Annotated in this window: 17 protein-coding genes and 1 tRNA gene; 5 read left to right on the top strand and 13 right to left on the bottom strand. The window is 49.7% G+C overall.

Features of this window, described 5'->3' with window-relative positions:
- A partial coding sequence (locus tag ACJAYR_RS11540; RefSeq protein WP_415236744.1) for an FAD-dependent oxidoreductase occupies positions 1-1,167 on the bottom strand: 1,167 nt, incomplete at its 3' end.
- 152 nt (positions 1,168-1,319) lie between these two features.
- On the opposite strand from ACJAYR_RS11540, the gene ACJAYR_RS11535 reads away from it, so the two are divergent.
- Positions 1,320-2,918, top strand: a complete 1,599-nt coding sequence (locus ACJAYR_RS11535) for a DUF427 domain-containing protein (RefSeq protein WP_415236743.1) — start codon at positions 1,320-1,322, stop codon at positions 2,916-2,918.
- Here the strand turns inward: ACJAYR_RS11535 and ACJAYR_RS11530 are convergent.
- From ACJAYR_RS11530 to ACJAYR_RS11490, 9 genes are all read right to left on the bottom strand, one after another.
- A complete protein-coding gene (locus ACJAYR_RS11530; RefSeq protein ID WP_415236742.1) occupies positions 2,915-4,192 on the bottom strand; it encodes an amidohydrolase family protein in 1,278 nt (425 codons plus the stop codon). The genes ACJAYR_RS11535 and ACJAYR_RS11530 overlap by 4 nt on opposite strands.
- A 12-nt stretch (positions 4,193-4,204) precedes the next feature.
- Positions 4,205-5,146 carry an ABC transporter permease gene (locus tag ACJAYR_RS11525; protein ID WP_169543150.1) on the bottom strand — a complete coding sequence of 314 codons (942 nt, stop codon included), beginning with the start codon at positions 5,144-5,146 and terminating at the stop codon, positions 4,205-4,207.
- An 11-nt stretch (positions 5,147-5,157) separates the two neighbouring features.
- Complete coding sequence (locus ACJAYR_RS11520) at positions 5,158-6,207, bottom strand: ABC transporter permease (RefSeq protein ID WP_415236741.1); 1,050 nt, start codon at positions 6,205-6,207, stop codon at positions 5,158-5,160.
- A complete protein-coding gene (locus tag ACJAYR_RS11515; RefSeq protein WP_415236740.1) occupies positions 6,197-7,744 on the bottom strand; it encodes an ABC transporter ATP-binding protein in 1,548 nt (515 codons plus the stop codon). Before ACJAYR_RS11515 ends, ACJAYR_RS11520 begins: the two co-directional genes overlap by 11 nt.
- A 54-nt stretch (positions 7,745-7,798) precedes the next feature.
- The gene (locus tag ACJAYR_RS11510) at positions 7,799-8,773 is read right to left on the bottom strand and encodes a BMP family protein (RefSeq protein WP_407696683.1); all 975 of its coding nucleotides are present in this window, start codon (positions 8,771-8,773) and stop codon (positions 7,799-7,801) included.
- Between the two features lie 333 nt (positions 8,774-9,106).
- Positions 9,107-9,754: a glutathione S-transferase gene (locus tag ACJAYR_RS11505; protein WP_415236739.1), complete on the bottom strand. Its 648-nt coding sequence runs from the start codon at positions 9,752-9,754 to the stop codon at positions 9,107-9,109.
- A gap of 1 nt (position 9,755) precedes the next feature.
- Positions 9,756-10,385, bottom strand: a complete 630-nt coding sequence (locus ACJAYR_RS11500) for a LysE family translocator (RefSeq protein WP_415236738.1) — start codon at positions 10,383-10,385, stop codon at positions 9,756-9,758.
- Positions 10,386-10,395: 10 nt separating this feature from the next.
- Positions 10,396-10,593, bottom strand: coding sequence for a DUF1737 domain-containing protein (locus ACJAYR_RS11495; protein ID WP_415236737.1), 198 nt, complete (start codon positions 10,591-10,593; stop codon positions 10,396-10,398).
- A gap of 2 nt (positions 10,594-10,595) precedes the next feature.
- Complete coding sequence (locus tag ACJAYR_RS11490) at positions 10,596-11,144, bottom strand: hypothetical protein (RefSeq protein ID WP_415236736.1); 549 nt, start codon at positions 11,142-11,144, stop codon at positions 10,596-10,598.
- A gap of 250 nt (positions 11,145-11,394) precedes the next feature.
- On the opposite strand from ACJAYR_RS11490, the gene ACJAYR_RS11485 reads away from it, so the two are divergent.
- Positions 11,395-12,603: a hypothetical protein gene (locus tag ACJAYR_RS11485; protein WP_415236735.1), complete on the top strand. Its 1,209-nt coding sequence runs from the start codon at positions 11,395-11,397 to the stop codon at positions 12,601-12,603.
- A 164-nt stretch (positions 12,604-12,767) separates the two neighbouring features.
- Here ACJAYR_RS11485 and ACJAYR_RS11480 read toward each other — a convergent pair whose 3' ends face one another.
- Positions 12,768-13,634 carry a LysR family transcriptional regulator gene (locus ACJAYR_RS11480; RefSeq protein WP_415236734.1) on the bottom strand — a complete coding sequence of 289 codons (867 nt, stop codon included), beginning with the start codon at positions 13,632-13,634 and terminating at the stop codon, positions 12,768-12,770.
- A gap of 101 nt (positions 13,635-13,735) precedes the next feature.
- On the opposite strand from ACJAYR_RS11480, the gene ACJAYR_RS11475 reads away from it, so the two are divergent.
- Both ACJAYR_RS11475 and ACJAYR_RS11470 read left to right on the top strand, forming a co-directional pair.
- Positions 13,736-15,322 (top strand): proton-conducting transporter membrane subunit, encoded by a 1,587-nt coding sequence (locus ACJAYR_RS11475; protein WP_415236733.1) that lies wholly within the window; start codon positions 13,736-13,738, stop codon positions 15,320-15,322.
- On the top strand, positions 15,319-17,754 hold the full coding sequence (locus ACJAYR_RS11470; RefSeq protein ID WP_415236732.1) for a YbcC family protein: 2,436 nt from the start codon (positions 15,319-15,321) through the stop codon (positions 17,752-17,754). Before ACJAYR_RS11475 ends, ACJAYR_RS11470 begins: the two co-directional genes overlap by 4 nt.
- A 285-nt stretch (positions 17,755-18,039) precedes the next feature.
- Here the strand turns inward: ACJAYR_RS11470 and ACJAYR_RS11465 are convergent.
- Positions 18,040-18,114 (bottom strand) — tRNA-Thr (locus ACJAYR_RS11465).
- Between the two features lie 226 nt (positions 18,115-18,340).
- Positions 18,341-18,904, bottom strand: a complete 564-nt coding sequence (locus tag ACJAYR_RS11460; protein ID WP_415236731.1) for a DedA family protein — start codon at positions 18,902-18,904, stop codon at positions 18,341-18,343.
- A gap of 249 nt (positions 18,905-19,153) precedes the next feature.
- On the opposite strand from ACJAYR_RS11460, the gene ACJAYR_RS11455 reads away from it, so the two are divergent.
- Positions 19,154-19,561 (top strand): hypothetical protein, encoded by a 408-nt coding sequence (locus ACJAYR_RS11455; protein WP_415236730.1) that lies wholly within the window; start codon positions 19,154-19,156, stop codon positions 19,559-19,561.
- Positions 19,562-19,630 lie beyond the last annotated feature (69 nt).

Raw genomic sequence — 19,630 nt, 5'->3', positions numbered from 1 at the left:
TTCAGCGAGTTCGCTGACGGAATTCGCAACGACAAAATCCACGCAATTTTCAAGCATGTCTGACAGAAGTGGCTTATTTCCAAACAGCACCGTCAGAATAAATTTCAATTTCTGTTTATCACGCACTGATGGATTAAACTCTGCGCCCGAAATCGCCAACTCTTTCAGCGCAATTTTTTTATTCATTATTGCCCAGGAATATTTATGCTCCTGCGCACAAACCCGCCGAACCAATTCCCATGTATCAAATCCCGACACCAATGGTTCAGGACCAAACCGGCGCCCACGGGCATCCATCCAAAGGGCAGACTTGCTTGGTACAAGACTTAAGCCATGCCTGTCTTTTCTCGGCCTTGGATGATGGACACCGGCGGCATAATTCCACATGCGGTCCAGATGAGAAACGGTCCCGCCTACTTGATTGGCGGCCTTATGGATTTTGCCGTCCGCAAATTTGTGAGAACCGTTCAAGACAATATCAGGGGCTGTTTTTCCCCATCTTTGGGGCCAGTGCTTACGGATCATACCGTCGCTTCCGTTTATACCGCCTGACGCGATGATCACGATGGGTGCTGAATAGGAAAAGGCATCACCGGTCACTTCGCAATGACCCTGTACGCCAGCAACAGCACCCCCCGTTTTGTCAAATGCTGTGACACATTTTTCAAATATAATCTCAACATTTTTTGATTTTATATGGTCGCACAAATGTGCGGCGAAAACCGAGGACAGTTCATGTCCGGATCCCCAGACAAGATGGAAACGAGGCACCGAATTGCCGGGTTGATATTGACCGCGCTCCACCCAATTGACAACGGGGAAAAAATCCACACCACGTTTTGTTACCGGCTCGTATATATCTGAAACGCTGTTTTCAACATAACATTGCGCCCATTTCCTGGGCCAATGATCCGCTTCGTCAAATTCGGCGAACTGACACCAGTCTTGCCAGGCAAGCTCTGGGCTATCTTTTATTTTTCCTTTGCGCTGCTGCGGGCTATCGACGAAAAACATGCCCCCAAAACTTTCCTTCGCAAGCCCCCCTAGATTTTCTTTTTTGTCCCGATCAAGCAGCAGTATTTTTTTGCCATTTTCGGCAAGTTCAAGCGCGGCAACAATACCTGCAATTCCCGCACCGACAACAATGGCATCATATTTTCCCGTCATTATTTCCCTGCAATCCGTTTCCCCTGTTGAATAATGAAATCAGAAATTAGAAAAGTAAAACATTCTGTGATCGGAGTACGGCCGAAATATTTGCTCTTTCTTCAGAGCACTCTATCCTTGTTGTTGAAACGGCACTTTGGGGACGGCGCAAAATGAAACGACACGAAAATCCAGCTGAATTATCCAGCGGTACTGATACCGCTTTTTATAGCTTGGATATTTCCCCAGCGGCAAACAGGATCAGAGGCTATAAATCAGGTATTCTGATCTTTGATTCAAGCCAATGCTTGTTGATGAATGAAACGCATCATGATCCTGTTTATTACGTGCCCAAAAGCGACATTAATATGTCTCTTTTAACGCTGTCAGAATTCCGCACATTTTGTCCGTTTAAGGGAAATGCCTCACACTGGTCCCTCGAACTTGATGGTCAGATAACGCCAAATATTGCCTGGTCTTACGAATCCCCTTTAAAAGATGCAGAACCAATCAAGGGATATCTTGCTTTTTATGATCTGTCGCTTGACCAGATGTATATCGACGATGATTTAACAAACCCACAGGATCATGATGCACCATCCGGGACGGATTATTCGTTAACCGAATGGTTGGCTCAGGGGCGGTGGAGCAACGACAACTCAATGATGCTGACCCGACAGCTTGTAGACAGATTGTTAGCTATCGGTTTTCCTATAATGCGGCTGAATGTAGCAATCCGTCAGCTCCATCCCTTAATCGCGGGCGAGAGTTATCTTTGGCAACGCGAGACGGATACGGTGGTAACCAATCAGATGTTCCATGAAAATGCAACATCAACGCAATATCTTCAAAGCCCGCTTAAACTTGTGACAGAAGGACTGGGCGGTATTCGGCAAAAGCTCACAGCAGATCAAACCGAGTTTGATTTTCCGATCATGAAGGATCTAAGAGACCAAGGCGCAACGGATTATGTCGCCTTTCCGCTGATTTTTTCAGATGGGCATATCCACAACCTGACCTTGACGTCTGATGCACCTGATGGTTTTTCCACATCACATCTTGGCCAGATCTATGAAGCCCTTCCCATGATCAGCCGTCTTTATGAAGTGCACAAACTGAAAGCCAATGCAAAAAGCCTTCTTCAGTCTTATCTTGGCAAATCTGCAGGCGATAAAGTGTTGTCGGGCCTGACAAAACGCGGAGATGGCGGGACAATTGAGGCGGCTATTCTCTATTGTGACCTGGTGAATTCAACCCTGCTGACAGAAACCTTGGGTCAGGAGGCGTATCTGGACTTGCTGAACAGCTTCTTTGACGCTGTGGCTCAAGCCGTCTATGCAAATCATGGGGATATTCTGAAATTCATCGGAGATGCCGTTCTGGCAATTTTTCCAATCGAAGACAGCAGCAACAAAAGCCGGAGAGAGGCCTGTATCAGTGCTGCCAAGGCGACAAAAGAGATATCCCATAACATTGCCCTGTCCCCATTTTCGGACAATCTTGCCAGCAAAACAGGGTTGCATTTTGGACAGGTTCGGTACGGGAATATAGGAAGCGAACAACGCCTTGATTTCACCGTCATTGGAAGTGCCGCGAATGAAGTGGCCCGTATCACCGATATTTGCTCAACCCTCGGAGAGACAGCCCTTGTCTCAGAGCAGATCGCCGGTGATTTATCATCCGGCCTGAAATCCGCTGGTAAATTCAATCTGAAAGGGTTTCACAAAGAAAGAGAGCTATTCAGTTTTGACCCTGACAAATTCGAGCCTTAGGTGAATTTGAAATCAAGCTTGTTTTCTTTGCCTCCCCAATAAACAGTCGTATGCTGTTCGGGTGTAGACGCCAGTAATTTTCCTTTTCGGTACACCCTCAGTCTAGCTGGCTTCAACCGAAGTGCTTCAATTTCATCTTTTGCCTGCAGGACAACCAAATCGGCATAACACCCCACGTCGAGGCCATACTTTTCCAATCCCAACGCCTGAGCGCCATTTACAGTGACAGATCGGAACATTTGCCTCATTTCGTCCTGCCCGGTCATCTGCCCCACATGAAGCCCCATTGAAGCAACCTCCAACATGTCATGACTGCCCAAAGAGTACCAAGGATCCATCACGCAATCATGACCACACGCGACGTTGAGTCCTGCCGCCATCAATTCCTTGACCCGGGTCATCCCGCGACGCTTCGGATATGTATCATGCCGTCCCTGCAGGGTAATATTGATGAGCGGATTGGCGATCACCTGCAAATCCGCTTCGGCCATCAATGGAATTAACTTGGAGACATAATAATTATCCATAGAATGCATGGATGTCAGATGGGAGCCAGCTACCCGCCCCTGCAGTCCAAATCGCACCGTTTCCTGCGCCAGCATCTCTACATGGCGAGACAACGGGTCATCGCTCTCATCGCAATGCATATCCACGCGAAGGCCTCTGTCCGCAGCGAGCTTACAAAGCGCAGTTACGGACGCGCTTCCGTCTTGCATGCTGCGCTCAAAGTGCGGTATGCCCCCCACAACATGAACCCCTTTATCCAAGGCCCGGATCAAAAGTTCTTCGGCCTGCGGATCCCGATAAAATCCATCTTGTGGAAAGGCGACCAGTTGAAGATCAATATAGGGCTTTACTTCGTCCACGACTTCCAACAGGGCATCCACCGCCAAAAGGGATGGGTCACAAATATCGACGTGAGACCGAATGGCAAGGGTGCCATTTGCCGCTGACCAACGGCACAGCTTATGCGCCCGCTCTTTAATATCAGCCGCGTCCAGCGTAGGCTTAACCTCACTCCAGAGTGCGATCCCTTCCAGAAGGGTGCCAGACTGATTAACACGTGGTCTGCCATAGGTAAGGGTCGCGTCCATATGAAAGTGGCTATCCACAAAAGGGGCCGAGACAAGATGTCCACCCGCATCATATTCTTCCTGTGCCTCTGCGGTCAGATTTGGTTCGATCACGGCAATCGTGCCGTTCTGACATCCAATATCAACCAGCGTTTCAGAGCCACCTGCCCGTCGGGCATTTCGAATGATTAAATCCAGCATAGTAGGTTCTTCCTATCTTTGACCACGTCGGAACGGCACCAAAAGCGCTTTCGGATAGGCCGCTTTGCGAGACATTACAATCAACGCCAGAATACTGAACACATACGGCATCATCAGGTAAAACTGATAGGGAATAAACGAAGCACTGGATTGTTGAACGCGAATTTGGATTGCATCAAACGCCGCAAACAAAACCGCACCCAAAAGGGCCTTCCCCGGACGCCATGAAGCAAAAATGACAAGAGCCACACAAATCCAGCCCCGCCCATTTATCATATCAAAATAGAAGGCATCAAAAACCGAAATTGTTAAAAACGCGCCCCCCACAGCCATAAATCCGCTACCGACCATAACGGCCGCTGTCCTGACACGATAAACATCAATTCCCTGCACTTCCACAGCCATCGGGTTTTCCCCAACCATGCGAACCGCGAGCCCGACCGGTGTCCGGTAAAGACCATATGCCACGACGCCGACCATAATGAAGGCGAGATACGTCAAGGGCGACTGGTTGAAAAAGGCTTCCCCGATCACAGGGATGTCCGACAGGAACGGGACGGCCCAAGACTGAAAAGGTTCGATTTTTGGGGGTGTTGTAACGCCCGGCAATAACATTCTGAATGAATAATAACTCAGCGAAGTGGACAAAAGCGTTATGCCAATGCCCGTCACATGCTGGGAAAGCCCCATATATACCGAGAAGATACTATGTAGATACCCAAACAGCATCCCAAAGGCCGCGGCCACAAGGACCGCCGTCCATAAATCGCCACCTTGATACACCCACATCCAGGCAACCATTGCGCCCGTTGTCATGATGCCTTCAATACCAAGATTAAGAACCCCGGCCCGTTCGCAAATCAATTCACCAAGCGTTCCGAAAATCAGCGGTGTGGCCATCCTGACCGTGGCAGCCCAAAACCCGATATTAAGGAACATATCAAAGAAATCCATACTGTTCCTCCTTATCCGAACCGGACGCGCATGCGGGTCAACATGACGGCCAACATCACCATTAATAAAGACGCCGCCGTAATGACATCGGCGATGTAATTGGAAACATCCATTGCCCGGCTCATACTATCGGCCCCATTGTAAATGCCTGCAATAAACAGGGCCGCGGCAATGACGCCCAACGGATTAAGCCCCGCCAGCATGGCAACAGCAATGCCCGTATAACCAAAGCCAGGCGATATATCGAGCGTTAGATATTCTTTTGTCCCAGCCACTTCCGTCACACCCGCGCAAGCCGCCAGACCACCCGATATCAAGGCAGTACGGATAATGGTTTTATTAATCGGAATACCGGCAAAACTAGCAGCATCCTGATTTAATCCAACCGCGCGTATTTCAAGACCCCATTTGGTCTTGCTCATGACAATCCAGATGCAGATAGCGGCCAATACTGAAAAAATCAATCCACCGTGAAGCCGCGTCTTCGCGATCAGGTTCGGCAGAATTCCGCTATCAACAATAGGTGCGCCCTGAGGCCATCCCATCGCCATAGGATCTTTCCACGGTCCGAAAAGCAGGTAGTTGGTCAGCAGTAAAATAACGAAATTCAACAAGAGGGTGGTAACAACCTCGTCCACTTTAAGCCGGGTTTTCAGCAAGGCCGGGATCAACAGTAAGATCCCCCCTGCGATCGCGCCCACCACAAACAGGAACGGTATCATCAATGGGGCTGGCAGGGAAATCAGGCCGGTTCCAAAATAAGTGGCTGCTAGCGCTCCCATATATAATTGGCCTTCACCGCCGATATTCCAAAGTTTCGCCCGAAACGCCACAGCGGCAGCCAAACCTGTCAGGATCAAAGGCGTTGCCCGCACCAGTGTCTCCGCTATCGCAAATTTCGATCCAAACGCCCCAACGAACAAAGCAAAATAAGACTCTAACAAAGGGGCTCCAGCCCAAACAATAAGCCCGCCGCACAGGATTAAAACAATAAAAACCGCTGCGATTGGGGCAACGATTGTCATCCAAAGGGGCGTATGGGTTCTCGGCTCAAGCAGCATGACTGGCCTCCCCGTCGGCAGACATAAATCCTTCGCCGCTCATCAACAGACCCAACTGTTGCAGGGTAACCTCTTCTACCGGCATCTGCTTGCTTAGCTGACCGTGATACATCACGGCAACCTGATCCGAGATGGCCAGTAATTCTTCTAAATCTTCAGAAATCAAGATAACTCCTGCGCCCCGGCCACGGGCCTTTAATAACTGTTCATGGACAAATGTTGCCGCCCCCACATCCAGACCCCGCGTCGGCTGGTTGGCCAGAATAATCTGCGGATTATTTTCAAGGATGCGGGCAAGAATGACTTTCTGCATGTTACCGCCTGAAAGCCCTCTCACGATTGTATCCGGCGCGGCTCCCCGGATATCAAAAGCTTTGATAAGCCGTTCTGCATGCGCTCGGATTGCGCCGGCCTGCAACCATCCCTTTTTCGAAAATTCCTTGTTGGAATATTGCTCAAGGATCAAGTTTTCCTCAACCGAGAAATCCCCAACAACGCCTTCAACATGACGGTCTTCCGGCACTCGCCCGACACCTTGCTCTACCATGTGCAATGGATGGAAATTATGCACCGTCTTGCCGCTCATCTCGACGGTGCCCTTGCCGGGTTGAAGGGTTCCGCAAATCAGATCGGATAGGGCTTTTTGTCCGTTTCCAGAAACACCGGCTATCCCGACGATCTGGTTTCTCCGTAAATGTAGAGACACTGATTTCAGCTGGGCCTGGCCTGCTTCATCATCAAAACTAACGCCGTCAATTTTCAACAGCGGGTCTCCGGCGAGCAACGTTTCGCGGACCGGCTGCGGGATAACCTCACCCACCATTTTTTCTGCTATAATTTCGCGAGAGGCCTCGGAAACCGGAAAGTTCGCGACAAGTTTTCCATGCCGAAGAACCGCAATATCATCCGCAATATTCATGACTTCACCCAATTTGTGAGAAATGAAAATGACGGAAAGTCCGCGCGCCAGCATATCCCGTAAAATAACGAAGAGCTGGTCACTTTCCTGTGGAGTAAGTACGGCGGTAGGTTCATCCAGAATGAGGATTTTAGCACCCCGATACAGGGCCTTAAGAATTTCTACCCGCTGTTTTTCGCCAACGGTCAGCGATTTTATGGAAGCGTCCGGATCAACGGTTAAACCAAATTCTTCCGATAAAGACATCAATTTGTCTCGAGCCGATTTCTTTTCCTGCCGAAGGGACCAAAGTTTTTCCGTTCCCAGGATAATATTTTCCAGAACCGTCAGATTATCAGCCAGCGTGAAATGCTGGTGCACCATTCCCACGCCTAATGCAATTGCCTGTGCCGGGCTGGAACTATCCAGCCTGTTGCCAAACACCTCGATATGACCTTCATCGGCGGCATAATGACCAAAAATGATATTCATCAAGGTCGTTTTACCCGCGCCGTTTTCCCCAAGAAGGGATAAAACCTTGCCTTTTTCCAACGAAAAACTGATGGCATCATTTGCTGTCAGGTTGCCAAACCGCTTCGTGATTTGATCAACGCGCAGCACTATTTCAGACTGGGTCAAACCCTTCGCCCCCGAACATATGAAAAAGGGTGAGCGATACGCTCACCCATCATTTTAGAATGTAGATTTTGGTTCGTCGTCATTGATCTCGACAACGAATTCACCTGACATGATTTTCGCTGTAAGCTCTTCGACTTTTGCTTTCGCTGCAGCAGGAATTTTGCTGTCGAATTCATAGAAAGAAGACAAAGAGGCGCCGCCTTTCTGCATCATTGTCCATTCTTTATAATTGGACGCTGTAAACGTTCCAGCTTTCACATCCTTGATCGCATTATCGATCGCATTTTCCATGTGCCATAGAGCCGAAGCAACGACAACGTCTTTGCCATTTTCTTCTTTGTTCATGTCGTTCACATTACCAAAGGCCAGAATGCCTTTTTCCCGAGCGGCATCAACAACACCTGCACGTTCTGCATATAAAACATCAACACCTGACTCGACCTGTGCAAAGGCAAACTCTTTTGCTTTTGGCGGATCATACCAGGAACCAATGAAGGATACTTTGAACTCGACATCTGGATTAACCGAACGCGCACCCGCCATGAAGGCGTGGAAAAGCCGGTTTACTTCACCAATCGGATATCCACCGATCATCCCGATTTTATTGGTTTTCGTCATCGAACCTGCGATGACCCCCATCAGGTAGCATGGCTCGTGGATATAGTTATCAAAAACCGAAAAATTCTTGCCATATTTATCACCAGGATCACCCATTAGAAATGCGACTTCTGGATAATCATCCGCCACTTTACGAGCCTCACGGCTAATACCAAAAGCTTCACCAACAATCAGTTTGGCGCCGCCTTCAGCATATTCGCGCATTACACGGACGTAATCTGTATTGGCAGTTTTTTCAGAGAAAACATAGTCGATCTTCCCTTCTTTTTCCGCTTTGACCAACGCTCTATGCAATGTGCCAGCCCATTTTTGCTGTACTGGAACTGTATAAATGCCCGCAACTTTCAATTTATCGGCCTGAGCAACGGTCGCCCCCAGTACCATCATCATGCCGACGGCCAAGGCCGTCATCATCTTCCGTATCCCCATCTCGCTCTCCATGTTGGGTTCACATGTCATAACGTGAACCAGATTGACATTCTTAAGCATTCTGGTCTTCAAAAACCGTGCCAGACTTGCTGTCAATTCTTCTCATTAGAAAAACCATACATAAAAACTGACCAATTGGTCAAATTTTCCCGGTATTACTTCTCTAAATTCCGTGCAGAACCGCTCTGTATTCTGTTTAATTCTGATCCCACTTCATAAGGAGTTACCTGTTCTGTTGCAATTTTATTTATCGTTTGCACAAAAAAATGGCATAAAAAACCTACATCAAATCAATGATGTAGGTTTAGTTTTTGCTTATTGATCAATCACCCAGACTTCTTTTTCAGCCGCCGCACGCCACTCTTCAAATGCCGGCAATTGCCAAACTGCATCGCAATAACGCCGGCAGACATCTGACACCGGCACAGATCGGCTTTTAAGGCGTGCGACAACAGGAGCAAAGGCAGCATCTGCTAAAGATAACGCCCCAAACAGATAGGGCCCCTCGGCGGAATATGTCTGGCGACATGCCTCCCATATCGACAAGATACGCTGCACGTCCTGTTCGACATTTTCCGGCAAAGGTTGATAGGCCTCACATTTCGAAAGGTTCATGGGGACATGCTCACGCAAAGCAATAAAGCCGCCATGCATTTCAGCAACCATTGACCGGGCTCTTGCTCTCGCATGAGGATCGGTTGGCCAAAGCGGCCCGCGCAAACTGTTTTCCGCCGCAAATTCCATAATAGAAAGGCTATCCCAAATACTATGTCCATCCTCTACCAGAACAGGCACTTTCGGCGGGGCACCTGGCGCCAGGGCCTGAATAGTGGCATGCGTTTGTGTTTCGAACAATGGGACAACCTGCTCCTCAAACTCAACGCCCGCAAATTTCAGGGCCAAAAAACCTCGTAAAGACCACGAGGAATATCGTTTGTTACCCAACACTAATAGCCGCGCCATTCTACGCTTTCTCCATAAAAAATAAATTCAGGGCCAGTCCGACAAACAGACTGCCAGATAAATAAAACACACATTTTTTTAGCACAGGGCGGTCAGAAATCACCTGTCCTGCACGCCCCGCCAAAACCCCCACAGCGCCATTGACGACCAAGCCACTTACGCCAACAAAACAGCCCATCAAGAATATGGTCAGTGTCAAATGTTGGGTGCTGGGGTCAACGAACTGAGGAAGAAAAGCAATAAAAAACAACCCCACTTTGGGGTTAATGACATTAGTCAGAAATCCACGGAAAAATAAATGCCGCTTTGAACGGTGGATATCGACGGCCGAGACACGGATCGGCTTTCTGGCTTCCTGAAAAGTCTTAAATCCGATCCACAGCAAATATAGGGCTCCTGCCACTCGCAACAGATCATACGCAAATTCTGAACGTGCCAAAAGGGCTGTCACACCAACGGCGGCAAAGGTCGCGTGAACCAGTGCACCAGTGGCAACCCCTGCCGCAGAGATCAGCCCTGCACGGCTGCCCCCTTTCATCCCACAAGCCGCAGAAAACAGCATATCCGGCCCGGGCGTCAGGTTTAAAACCAGAACGGCCGCAAAAAACAAACCAAAAGCAACTGGATCCATTTTCTGATCTCTACTTCCCTTGCTCACCCTGTATTACGGCCTGCGCAACCAGCATTCGATTTGCCTTTGGATCAAAGGTGCACGAAGGACTACCGTAAAGAACATACCCCTCTTCCAGCGCTTCACTGACACGCACACAAAAGGCATGAGTATCTTCGCCTGTTAGCAAACGATAATACGGTTTTTCTTTATCCTGGTTTTTACTCATTATCAGTTTTTCCTATTTCTAATTTTGCTAAAGACAACAACCCAGCCCAACAAAAAACATCCTCCGGCCAACGCCATCACAGACCAGTTCAAAGACCTTACATTCCGCCGAAACTTCAGCGAAGCACTGCGGATGTTGGCTTTTTTCTGTTTTAAAGACCAATTAACCTGATAAAGACCGTCGGTTATTACATCAAAGGTATCCGCAATATGGGTCATGCGGCTTGCCTCAAAGTTTGGCCCCTGGTCCTCCCGCTTCACGACATGGCTGCCATCTGCATTTCCAACCTTTCGGCCTAACGGATCTAATATTTCAACGACATACTCATAGGCATTATTCGTCTCATCCTGAATGTTGATCTCATAATCAACTGTTACCATGACCCGAACCGGTGACATGACCGACGTTAATCTCAGGCCTCCCAACTCTCCGGAATTACCCTGCAAAGGATAGACGGATATTTCTTCTCCGCTATTGCTGTAATCATGAAACTCCCAGCCAGCAAGAACTATCGATCCCACAAAAAGCAATAAAACCAATGCCTTATTCATACAGGCCGCTCCTCTATCATCGCCTGAACTAACGTTCCGGATGATGATGCCTGCGTGCAAGCCCCGACGCAAGAAATCTTCGCTTCCTTTTCAGCACATACTTAAAAGTTAATCCACTGCGCGGCTCTTAAACGTAAAGGTGTTTTTTTGATCGTTATCGCATATCATAATTTTCTTTTTGAACCTATTGAGGCCAAACGACGACACACTTGCAGACCCTTTGTTAAAACCAATCTTAAGTGGAATAATTATGAGACAGATTGCAACATTTGCCGTTACAGCAACATTAACAACCCTGATTGCGGCGCAGAGCCATGCTATCAAGCCAGCAACACAAGGATTGAACATCAATCAAGAAATCAGTGTTCATGATGTTGGCACCGTTCCAACGATTACGGTTCGAAATACATCTGCAAATAAACAGCTGAGTGCCCTTTCCCTGCAAACAGAAAAAAACAGCATCCAAATCAAAATGAAAGGTGAAGTCGAGTGCGGCGGCACCTATTTCGAAAATTATCGGAAACGAGAGGGATATGCGTTTAAAGAAGGTCGTCTGGGTGTCGGAACAGAAGAGGACATCTATTGGGACGTCCAGGCCGGCACAAGCAATAATATTAACAAAAGCAGCCATGCAATTACAAAAACACTCACCGTGAACCTTGCCCATTTCAACGGCACCGAACACGAAATCAATGCCGCTGCCTATGTTCTTCAAAAAGCAAACCAACATGCCGGTAATGGCGGCAATAAAATAAACTACCTCCGTCAGGATCATGTTTATAATGTCAAAGTACCCATTCGTTTTCAGGCAGATTGCCGAAAATTCACACGTTACAAAATAAAAAAGGAAACGGTGATTGAAAGCGGCGCCGACAATATCGTTGCCACTCGGCTCATCAATGTAAAGATCGCTTATAAAGGAGACAAAAACCTGACCGGAAGCTTGTCGGCTCAACTTATCCCTTCTCAGGGACAGGGAAACACGATCAATGCAGGCCCACAGAACTTTATCTCCGTCGACAGCGGAACATTCCTTGAAGGCATTAAGAAACTAAAAGGAAAATGTGTTCTGGAACCCTCGTTCAAAATTGAATTGAAAGGCTCAGGCGACGGTCAGGTAAAAATACGGATTAATGACGGCAGCTCAACAATTTATGACAGCGCCCCTGTTACTTTCAGTAAAGGTAAAGCTGTCCTCACGTTCTCCAAGAAAGTGGGTTTACCCGGCTCAAATCAGCTGAACAAAACATACCAGCATGAGTATCAGGTATATGTTCGGACAAAAACAAACAACGAAGAACAATTTCCAGCCGCTTTTCAGATTGTTCATGGCGCGGCTCTTGATTGGGAACATACCTGCATCCAACCCGTTGTTGTCAATCCGGCCATTGGAAATACGGGAAGCAAGGTCTTCGCACCGAACACCCCTCAACCAACTCCCGCCCGCAAAATCAACTGAACAAACGGGATCCAAACGATTAGAGGCTGCCTTCGGGCAGCCTTTTTTTTGCGCTTTTTTCCAGAAATATAGCGGCCACGGTCGCCGGGCCCCTACCGATTGCAATTGCATCGGGCACAACAGAAATCAACCATTGGCCATCTGAGCAAGCCGCCGCAGCTTGATCATGAAAATAGCGTCTTTATAAGCGGGTTTGGAAAACGACGTTCCAGAGAAATCGCGAAAAATGTTTCTGAAATACCGGGCAACTGCTCAATCTCCAAAAGGGTGCCCGCCTCCAATTCGTCTTTCACGACAATCGGCGGAATGGCCGCAATTCCAGCCCCTTCCCGCGCCATCAGTCGCATCATCGCCATATCATCAATTTCTGCGGCTATTTGGGGCGTCACCCCCAACCGATTGATCAACGCATCAATCCCCCGCCGCAACCCACTGGAACGGGTTGGGAGTAACAAAGGACTGCTTGCCAACCGATCCGGAAGTGACATTTCTTCTGAACAAAGCCGTTGCAATCCAATCAGGCTGACCGGTTGCTCATCCAGTCGATGGGTGATAAACGGGGTCATCGCATCGGCCTGCGGTTCCTGATTGGTAAGAACCAGATCAAGTTGCATAGCGCTCAAGGCGCCGATAAGCTCGGCGGCACTCCCAGTACGCAAAATGATTTCAACATCTGTGCGCCCTAAAATCGGTTTCAAAAATGACAATTGAAAGTTGCGGGAGAGGGTCGAAATAGCGCCCACTCGTAAAGGCTGCCGCGAAAAGCCAGTTTGTTGCAGGGTTGCCAGCAACTCCTGCCCTGTCGAAAAAATCACCTCTGAATGATCCAGCGTTATGCGCCCCGCTTCTGTCAAATGCAAAGCCCTGCCCCGCCGTTCAAAAAGCTTTAGGTCAAGGCGCTCTTCAAGCTGCCGTATCTGAGAGGATAACGCCGACTGAGAGACATTCAGATGTTCCGCCGCCCGGGTAAGATGTCCTTCGCGGGCGACAACGTAAAAATAATAGAGGTGGTGGTAATTGATATTCGCCATATCGTTCACTTTAACAGAACGAAAACTAATAAACTATGTATTTTTATTAACAAAAAATAATCGTTAGTTTCCCCGAATTCGCCATCAAGGAGCTTTGTTCGATGAATTTTTTGTATTTACTGCCGGTCCTCGCATCTGCTCTTTTATTTGTTGTTGCTGCCCTTGCAATCGTACCCGACACGAAACGATCTGATTTATTTTTCAAAGGAGCTGAAGGCGCTGGCTTGATCACCTTTCTGTTGGCGATCGGCGCAACTGCAACCCTTTTGTCGCACGGGGCAGGCACCAGTATGTTGCTTGGCCTGGGTGATTTTGGCTTGAGTGCCAGAATAGATGTTATTAGCGCAACCATGCTTTGCCTTGTATCCTTCATCGGCTGGATCGTATTGCGCTATTCACGATCTTACCTGCAGGGAGATGCTAATCAGACAGTTTTTATAGGGTGGATGGCGGCAACGCTGGCGTCGGTTTTGATGGTCGTCTCCAGCGGGAACCTGTTTCAGTTGGCGGCCTTCTGGATATTGACCAGCCTGTTTCTTCATAAACTTCTTCTATTCTATCCAGACCGGCAAGCCGCCGTGCGGGCAGCCCGCAAAAAATTTGTGATTGCCCGTGTCGGCGATGCGACCATGGTTGGCGCCTGCATGGCACTTTATCTCAGCTTTTCGACAACCGACATTGCGACTATTCAGACCGTTGCAAAAACAGGAGACGCGACCTTACTCGTTATTTTGGCCACGGTGCTGGTCGCTGTATCGGCGATTTTGAAATCAGCGCAATTTCCAACCCATGGGTGGCTGACAGAGGTTATGGAAGCCCCAACGCCGGTATCCGCACTGCTCCATGCTGGTGTTATAAATGCCGGTGGTTTTCTTCTAATTCGGTTTGCCGATGTTATGCTGCTCGCCCCCGGAGTTCTTGCAACCCTTGCAATGATTGGCGGGTTTACCGCCCTGTTTGGAGGCGCGGTCATGCTGACACAATCCGCCGTCAAAACATCGCTGGCGTGGTCCACAGTGAGCCAAATGGGCTTCATGATCATGCAATGTGGCCTTGCCTTGTTTCCATTGGCCCTTTTGCATATTGTGGCGCATTCTTTGTATAAGGCACATGCATTTCTGGGATCAGGAACAGCGGTTGATCTGGTTTCAAAAAACCGCCGGCCCGGCCCCATTGCCATTCCCAATGGGAAAGCGGTCCTAAGAGCCTTTGTCGCCGCTTTGGTAATCTATGGGTGCGTTGGTCTGGCTTTCGGGTTTGACGGCAAATCACCCCAAGCAATTGCACTGGGTGCCATCCTGATTTTTGGTGTGGCCTATCTGATCGCCCAAGGTTTGGCGGACGATGCCCCGCGGGCCCTAACCATCCGCACCAGCATTTATGCCCTTGCCGCATCGATCAGTTACTTCACCCTGCAAGTGGGCATCGATTATCTGTCAGGCGCGGCATTACCAAAAACACCAGCGCCCGGGCCTCTTGAATGGGCCCTGATCGTTCTGGCCCTGCTCAGCTTCGGCTTGGTTGCCCTGGCGCAATCCACATTTCCCCTTTGGGCTCACCATCCGGCGACGGCGGGCTTGCGGGTCCATCTCGCAAATGGCCTTTATTTCAATGCGATGTTTGACCGTTTGATAGGCGGCTGGGCAACGATCAAGACACACAAAACATCCGAGGAGACGACCCCATGAATAGCCTTGAAGAAAATATCATCGCGCCGCCCCTTCAATTGAAAAGCGCCATTGATGCTGCCGGGCAAATGATCCCTCCCTCGTGGCCTCTGGACAGCTCGGTCGCGGTTAATCCTTTTTTCGGCCAAAGCACAGAAACACTGGCCCATGTCGCTGCCCGCCTGGATCGGATCGGTGGCATTGACGTTGTGATGCCCAGAAATTGGTATCAGGACAAAATCGAACGGGGTGAGATCACTGATCAAGACCTTCAGGATGCACTGACCGCCGCCCCTTATCAGAACAGACCCGCAAATATCGAAGCCCTGAAAAACGCTCTCAACACCCCTGTTGAAATGGGGCGCCGTCTCGATACCGTCTCAGAACTGGCCGCAAAAGCAAGCGGCACGGACTGGGGGGACATTATTGACGACCGTTTTGGTCTTTGGGCAGGCGGTTTTTTTGATCAGGGACAAGCCTTATGGGCCACGTCCCGCCGGACCGGTGCGTGGAAATCTTGGCGGTCTTGGGCAACCCATGACTTAACGCCACAGATCTTGGGCCTTAAAGATTTTTGCGCCTATGTGGATCTGTTGCCCAGTTCCCCGTTTGAAGCCATAACTCGGGCTGTCGGTGCGCTGAACATTCCTCAACAAGCGATGGACACCTATTTCCACCAGTTGTTGATTTCTTTAGGGGGGTGGTCCCAATATGCGCGCCACGAAGTCTGGAAAGACGAGTTGGAGGGCAAATCAAACACCATTTTGATGGAGCTTCTGGCCATACGGCTATGCTGGGAAGAAGCCCTTTTTCGTCAATACCAAAAGACAATAGAGACAGAATGGCACGCGATCTTGGACAAACATCAGGAACCTATTGTCCCCTCGTCCCATCAGGTTATCAACGAGATCCTGCAAGAAGCTGCGGAGCGGTCGGCGCAACGGGCCCTTTCCAAAACCCTTGCCTCCAATACCGCAAGCAACACCAGACCATCGGCCCCGCTCCTACAGGCTGCCTTTTGTATTGATGTTCGTTCAGAAATATACCGGCGGGCGTTGGAAGCAGTGGACCCCGGCGTTCAAACACTGGGCTTTGCAGGTTTCTTTGGGCTTTCGACCGAGCATAAAAGCTTCGGTTCTGATGTGGCAGAAAACAGGTTTCCAGTGCTGCTCACTGCTGGATTGACCTCTCGGACGGGGAGTGCAGACGCTTCCATGGACGCGACCGAAAAAAGCCACAGATATCAGGCCCGCTCCCTCCGGGCATGGGGACGCTTCAAGTTGGCGGCGGTTTCCTCCTTTGCCTTTGTCGAAGCAATGGGCCCTGCGTATGTGGTTAAACTGTTGCGGGGGGCCTTTGGATTGCAAAAAATGAAAAAAGGTGACAGCCACGCGCCGCGGTTTGAACCAATGCCGGCTCTTCGGGATCGCATTGACGCCGCCGAAAAAATTCTGCGGGCCATGTCGCTGACCGAAAATTTTGGCAAGATTGTTCTGATAACCGGGCATGGCGGGAATGTGGTCAACAATCCCTTTGCCAGCGGCCTGCATTGCGGCGCCTGCGGCGGTCACGCAGGCGATGTCAACGCCAGACTGCTGGCAACCGTTTTGAACGATAGAGAGGTTCGGTCCGGCCTGACCCCGCGCAACATCCTCATCCCGGACGATACTCTCTTCATTGGGGCCCGGCATGACACCACCACGGACCGGGTCACGGTTTATGACGGAGACTGCGCATCGAAAATCCATAAAAGCAACCTCAAGAAAATTCGGAAATGGCTGGACAAGGCGAGTGCTCTCGCAAGAAAAGAACGGATGCACAGACTTCCGGGGGCCAAGACGGAACGGCAAATTCGGGCACGGGCGCAAAACTGGGCGGAAGTGCGTCCCGAATGGGGCCTTGCCGGATGTCAGGCGTTCATTGCCGCCCCCCGCACAAGAACTGCCGATCAAAAACTGGACGGCAAAAGCTTTTTGCATGAGTACGACTGGAAACAGGATCAGGCTCATGGCTTTAGTGTTCTGGAACTGATCATGACAGCACCTGTTGTGGTCGCCAGTTGGATCAGCCTGCAATATTATGGCTCCAGCGTGGCCCCGAAGGTCTTCGGTTCAGGTGACAAACTTCTGCATAACGTTGTTGGCGGGATCGGTGTTCTGGAAGGCAATGGCGGAAAACTGCGGGCGGGTTTGCCTTGGCAATCGGTCCATGATGGCACCAAACTTGCCCATGAGCCCCTTCGGTTGTCAGTTTGTATCGAAGCCCCGATCGACGCCATGACGGCCATACTGGAAAGACATAAAAGCGTTCGGGCCCTGTTCGACAATCGTTGGCTGCATCTCTTCGCACTGGATGAGACCGGCAACATGGCCTGGCGCTACGCCGGAAATCTTAAATGGGAGCCTCTAACATCGAAGGAAAGCCCCACAATTCCCACTGCAAAAGCATCCTGACAAGTGGCGCATGACGTGCGGCCTAAGGTATTCCACTCTTACCTTAGGCCGTGTTTCGATACATCTGACAAGACCTCTTATATCGCAAGTATCGCAAGTCCTTAGAACACCCCACGGGCGCCCGCGACCCCAGCGGAAACATTCGAACACAATAATATGATATTTCGCAGCGATTCAATTCAGAATGTTTACCCCTGCCCCCATCACCTTCTGGATGCAGCTCAACGGACCATAAACATCCAAATCCCTTTAGATCAGTAAGGTCTTTTTTATGAAGGGATTAAATGGTGCCGCCGGAGAGAATTGAACTCTCGGCCTCTCCCTTACCAAGGGAGTGCTCTACCACTGAGCTACGGCGGCGAAATCGGTAGGAACAGCGCGGAATATATAAGGTTTTATGACCTTGTCAAAGAGTTTGTGAAAAATCTCAATTCGTTGGAAATTCCGTCTGATCGGGAATAGCGTGCGAAGAACCAGTCTGCCCAAATACGCCTCAAGGAACGGCCGCCCCTTTGCCCGTGATCCGGTGCTTTTATGCCCTGTTACCCCGAGGCCGGCAAGTCAACTCCCCATCAGGCGGGGTTCGTCAAATACGGGCTTGAGTATGCTGGAAAAGCAGGACCGCCGTCACAATAAAGAGGAGAAGCAATGTAATACTTGCCGCGCCCCAACCTGCGGCGATCGTCTCTGCCAGTTGAACACCCAGAAAAAACCCTCCGCCCACCAGGATGCTGGCCCACAGCAATGCCGACGCGGCGTTCAGCATCGTAAACTGGCTCCAGGGAATCGGCGTCAGGCCGACCGGAAGCGCGCCGATCGTGCGCATTCCTTTGGGATAGCGGTACAAAAAAAGATAAGCGACGCCATATCGATCGATCATGCGCCTCGTCGCATCCAGTGGTTTTGAAAGTTTTGGAAATCGCGTGACAAGTCCGTCCCCATACTGTCGCGCCACAGCAAAACGAAGCTCGTCTCCAAGATATCCGCCCAAAAAGGCCGCGCCGCCGATCAGATAGGGATCAAGCACGGCCTGTGGCGCCAGCGCCGCCGCTAAAAAGGGCAACGCGCCACTTTTCAGCGCGCAATATGAAAAAATAATCCCATAGACCAGCGCTTCATTCATCTCCAGCCATGTTAAAATCTGCGGCATCCTGCATTTTTCCAACTGAACATCAGTGTATTTCTTTATTACGGGCCGCGGCGCGGTTTGGATCAGTTTTACCAACCGGCCGCGATGCGATACGGCCTTCTTTTTGGGTTGCGGCAACTTTCTTCATCCGAGGCATTGGCGTTCGCCTGTCGCTCGCCTATAGTGAGCAAAGTAACAATGTATCGTGCCCCCTAACGGGCTTGCCTTTCCGATCGTTGTTCAGGAGAGTCAGGCCATGAAGCGAATGATATGGCAGACCAGTCTCTATCGATTTACGCCGCTATTACGGATTTGTTAGTGGCCATTCAGGAAAACAGGCTTCGCTACAAGGCGTTGAGCCAACCCGTTCAGCAGGAAATTGCATTTCACATCGAACAGGCCGATCTTTCAAACAAAACAATCGACATTTCCAGTCTGTCTGTTGCGACCAATCATTCTCGTAACACGATTAAAAAACAGCTGAACGCCCTGATCGAGGCGGATTATGTGTCCATGATTATCGACCCGAATGACAGCCGGCGCAAAATCTTAAAACCAACCCAAAAATTGCGGGAAGAACTTGAAAATTTTGCCAAAAGCCTGTCCCCCACCATCACCAAGGCAAGCTATCAAATTCAAAATACGGCATGGTCCACTCCCGTAAAAAAATCAAAATAATCCTATTTATGGTCAGTTTTGATCACAATAGTTCTTGCAACCCGCCCTGTAATCCATCAACATTCTAAA

Source organism: Sneathiella sp., from assembly GCF_047631475.1.
Taxonomy (GTDB): domain Bacteria; phylum Pseudomonadota; class Alphaproteobacteria; order Sneathiellales; family Sneathiellaceae; genus Sneathiella.
This window is presented reverse-complemented; position numbering and strand designations above follow the sequence as displayed.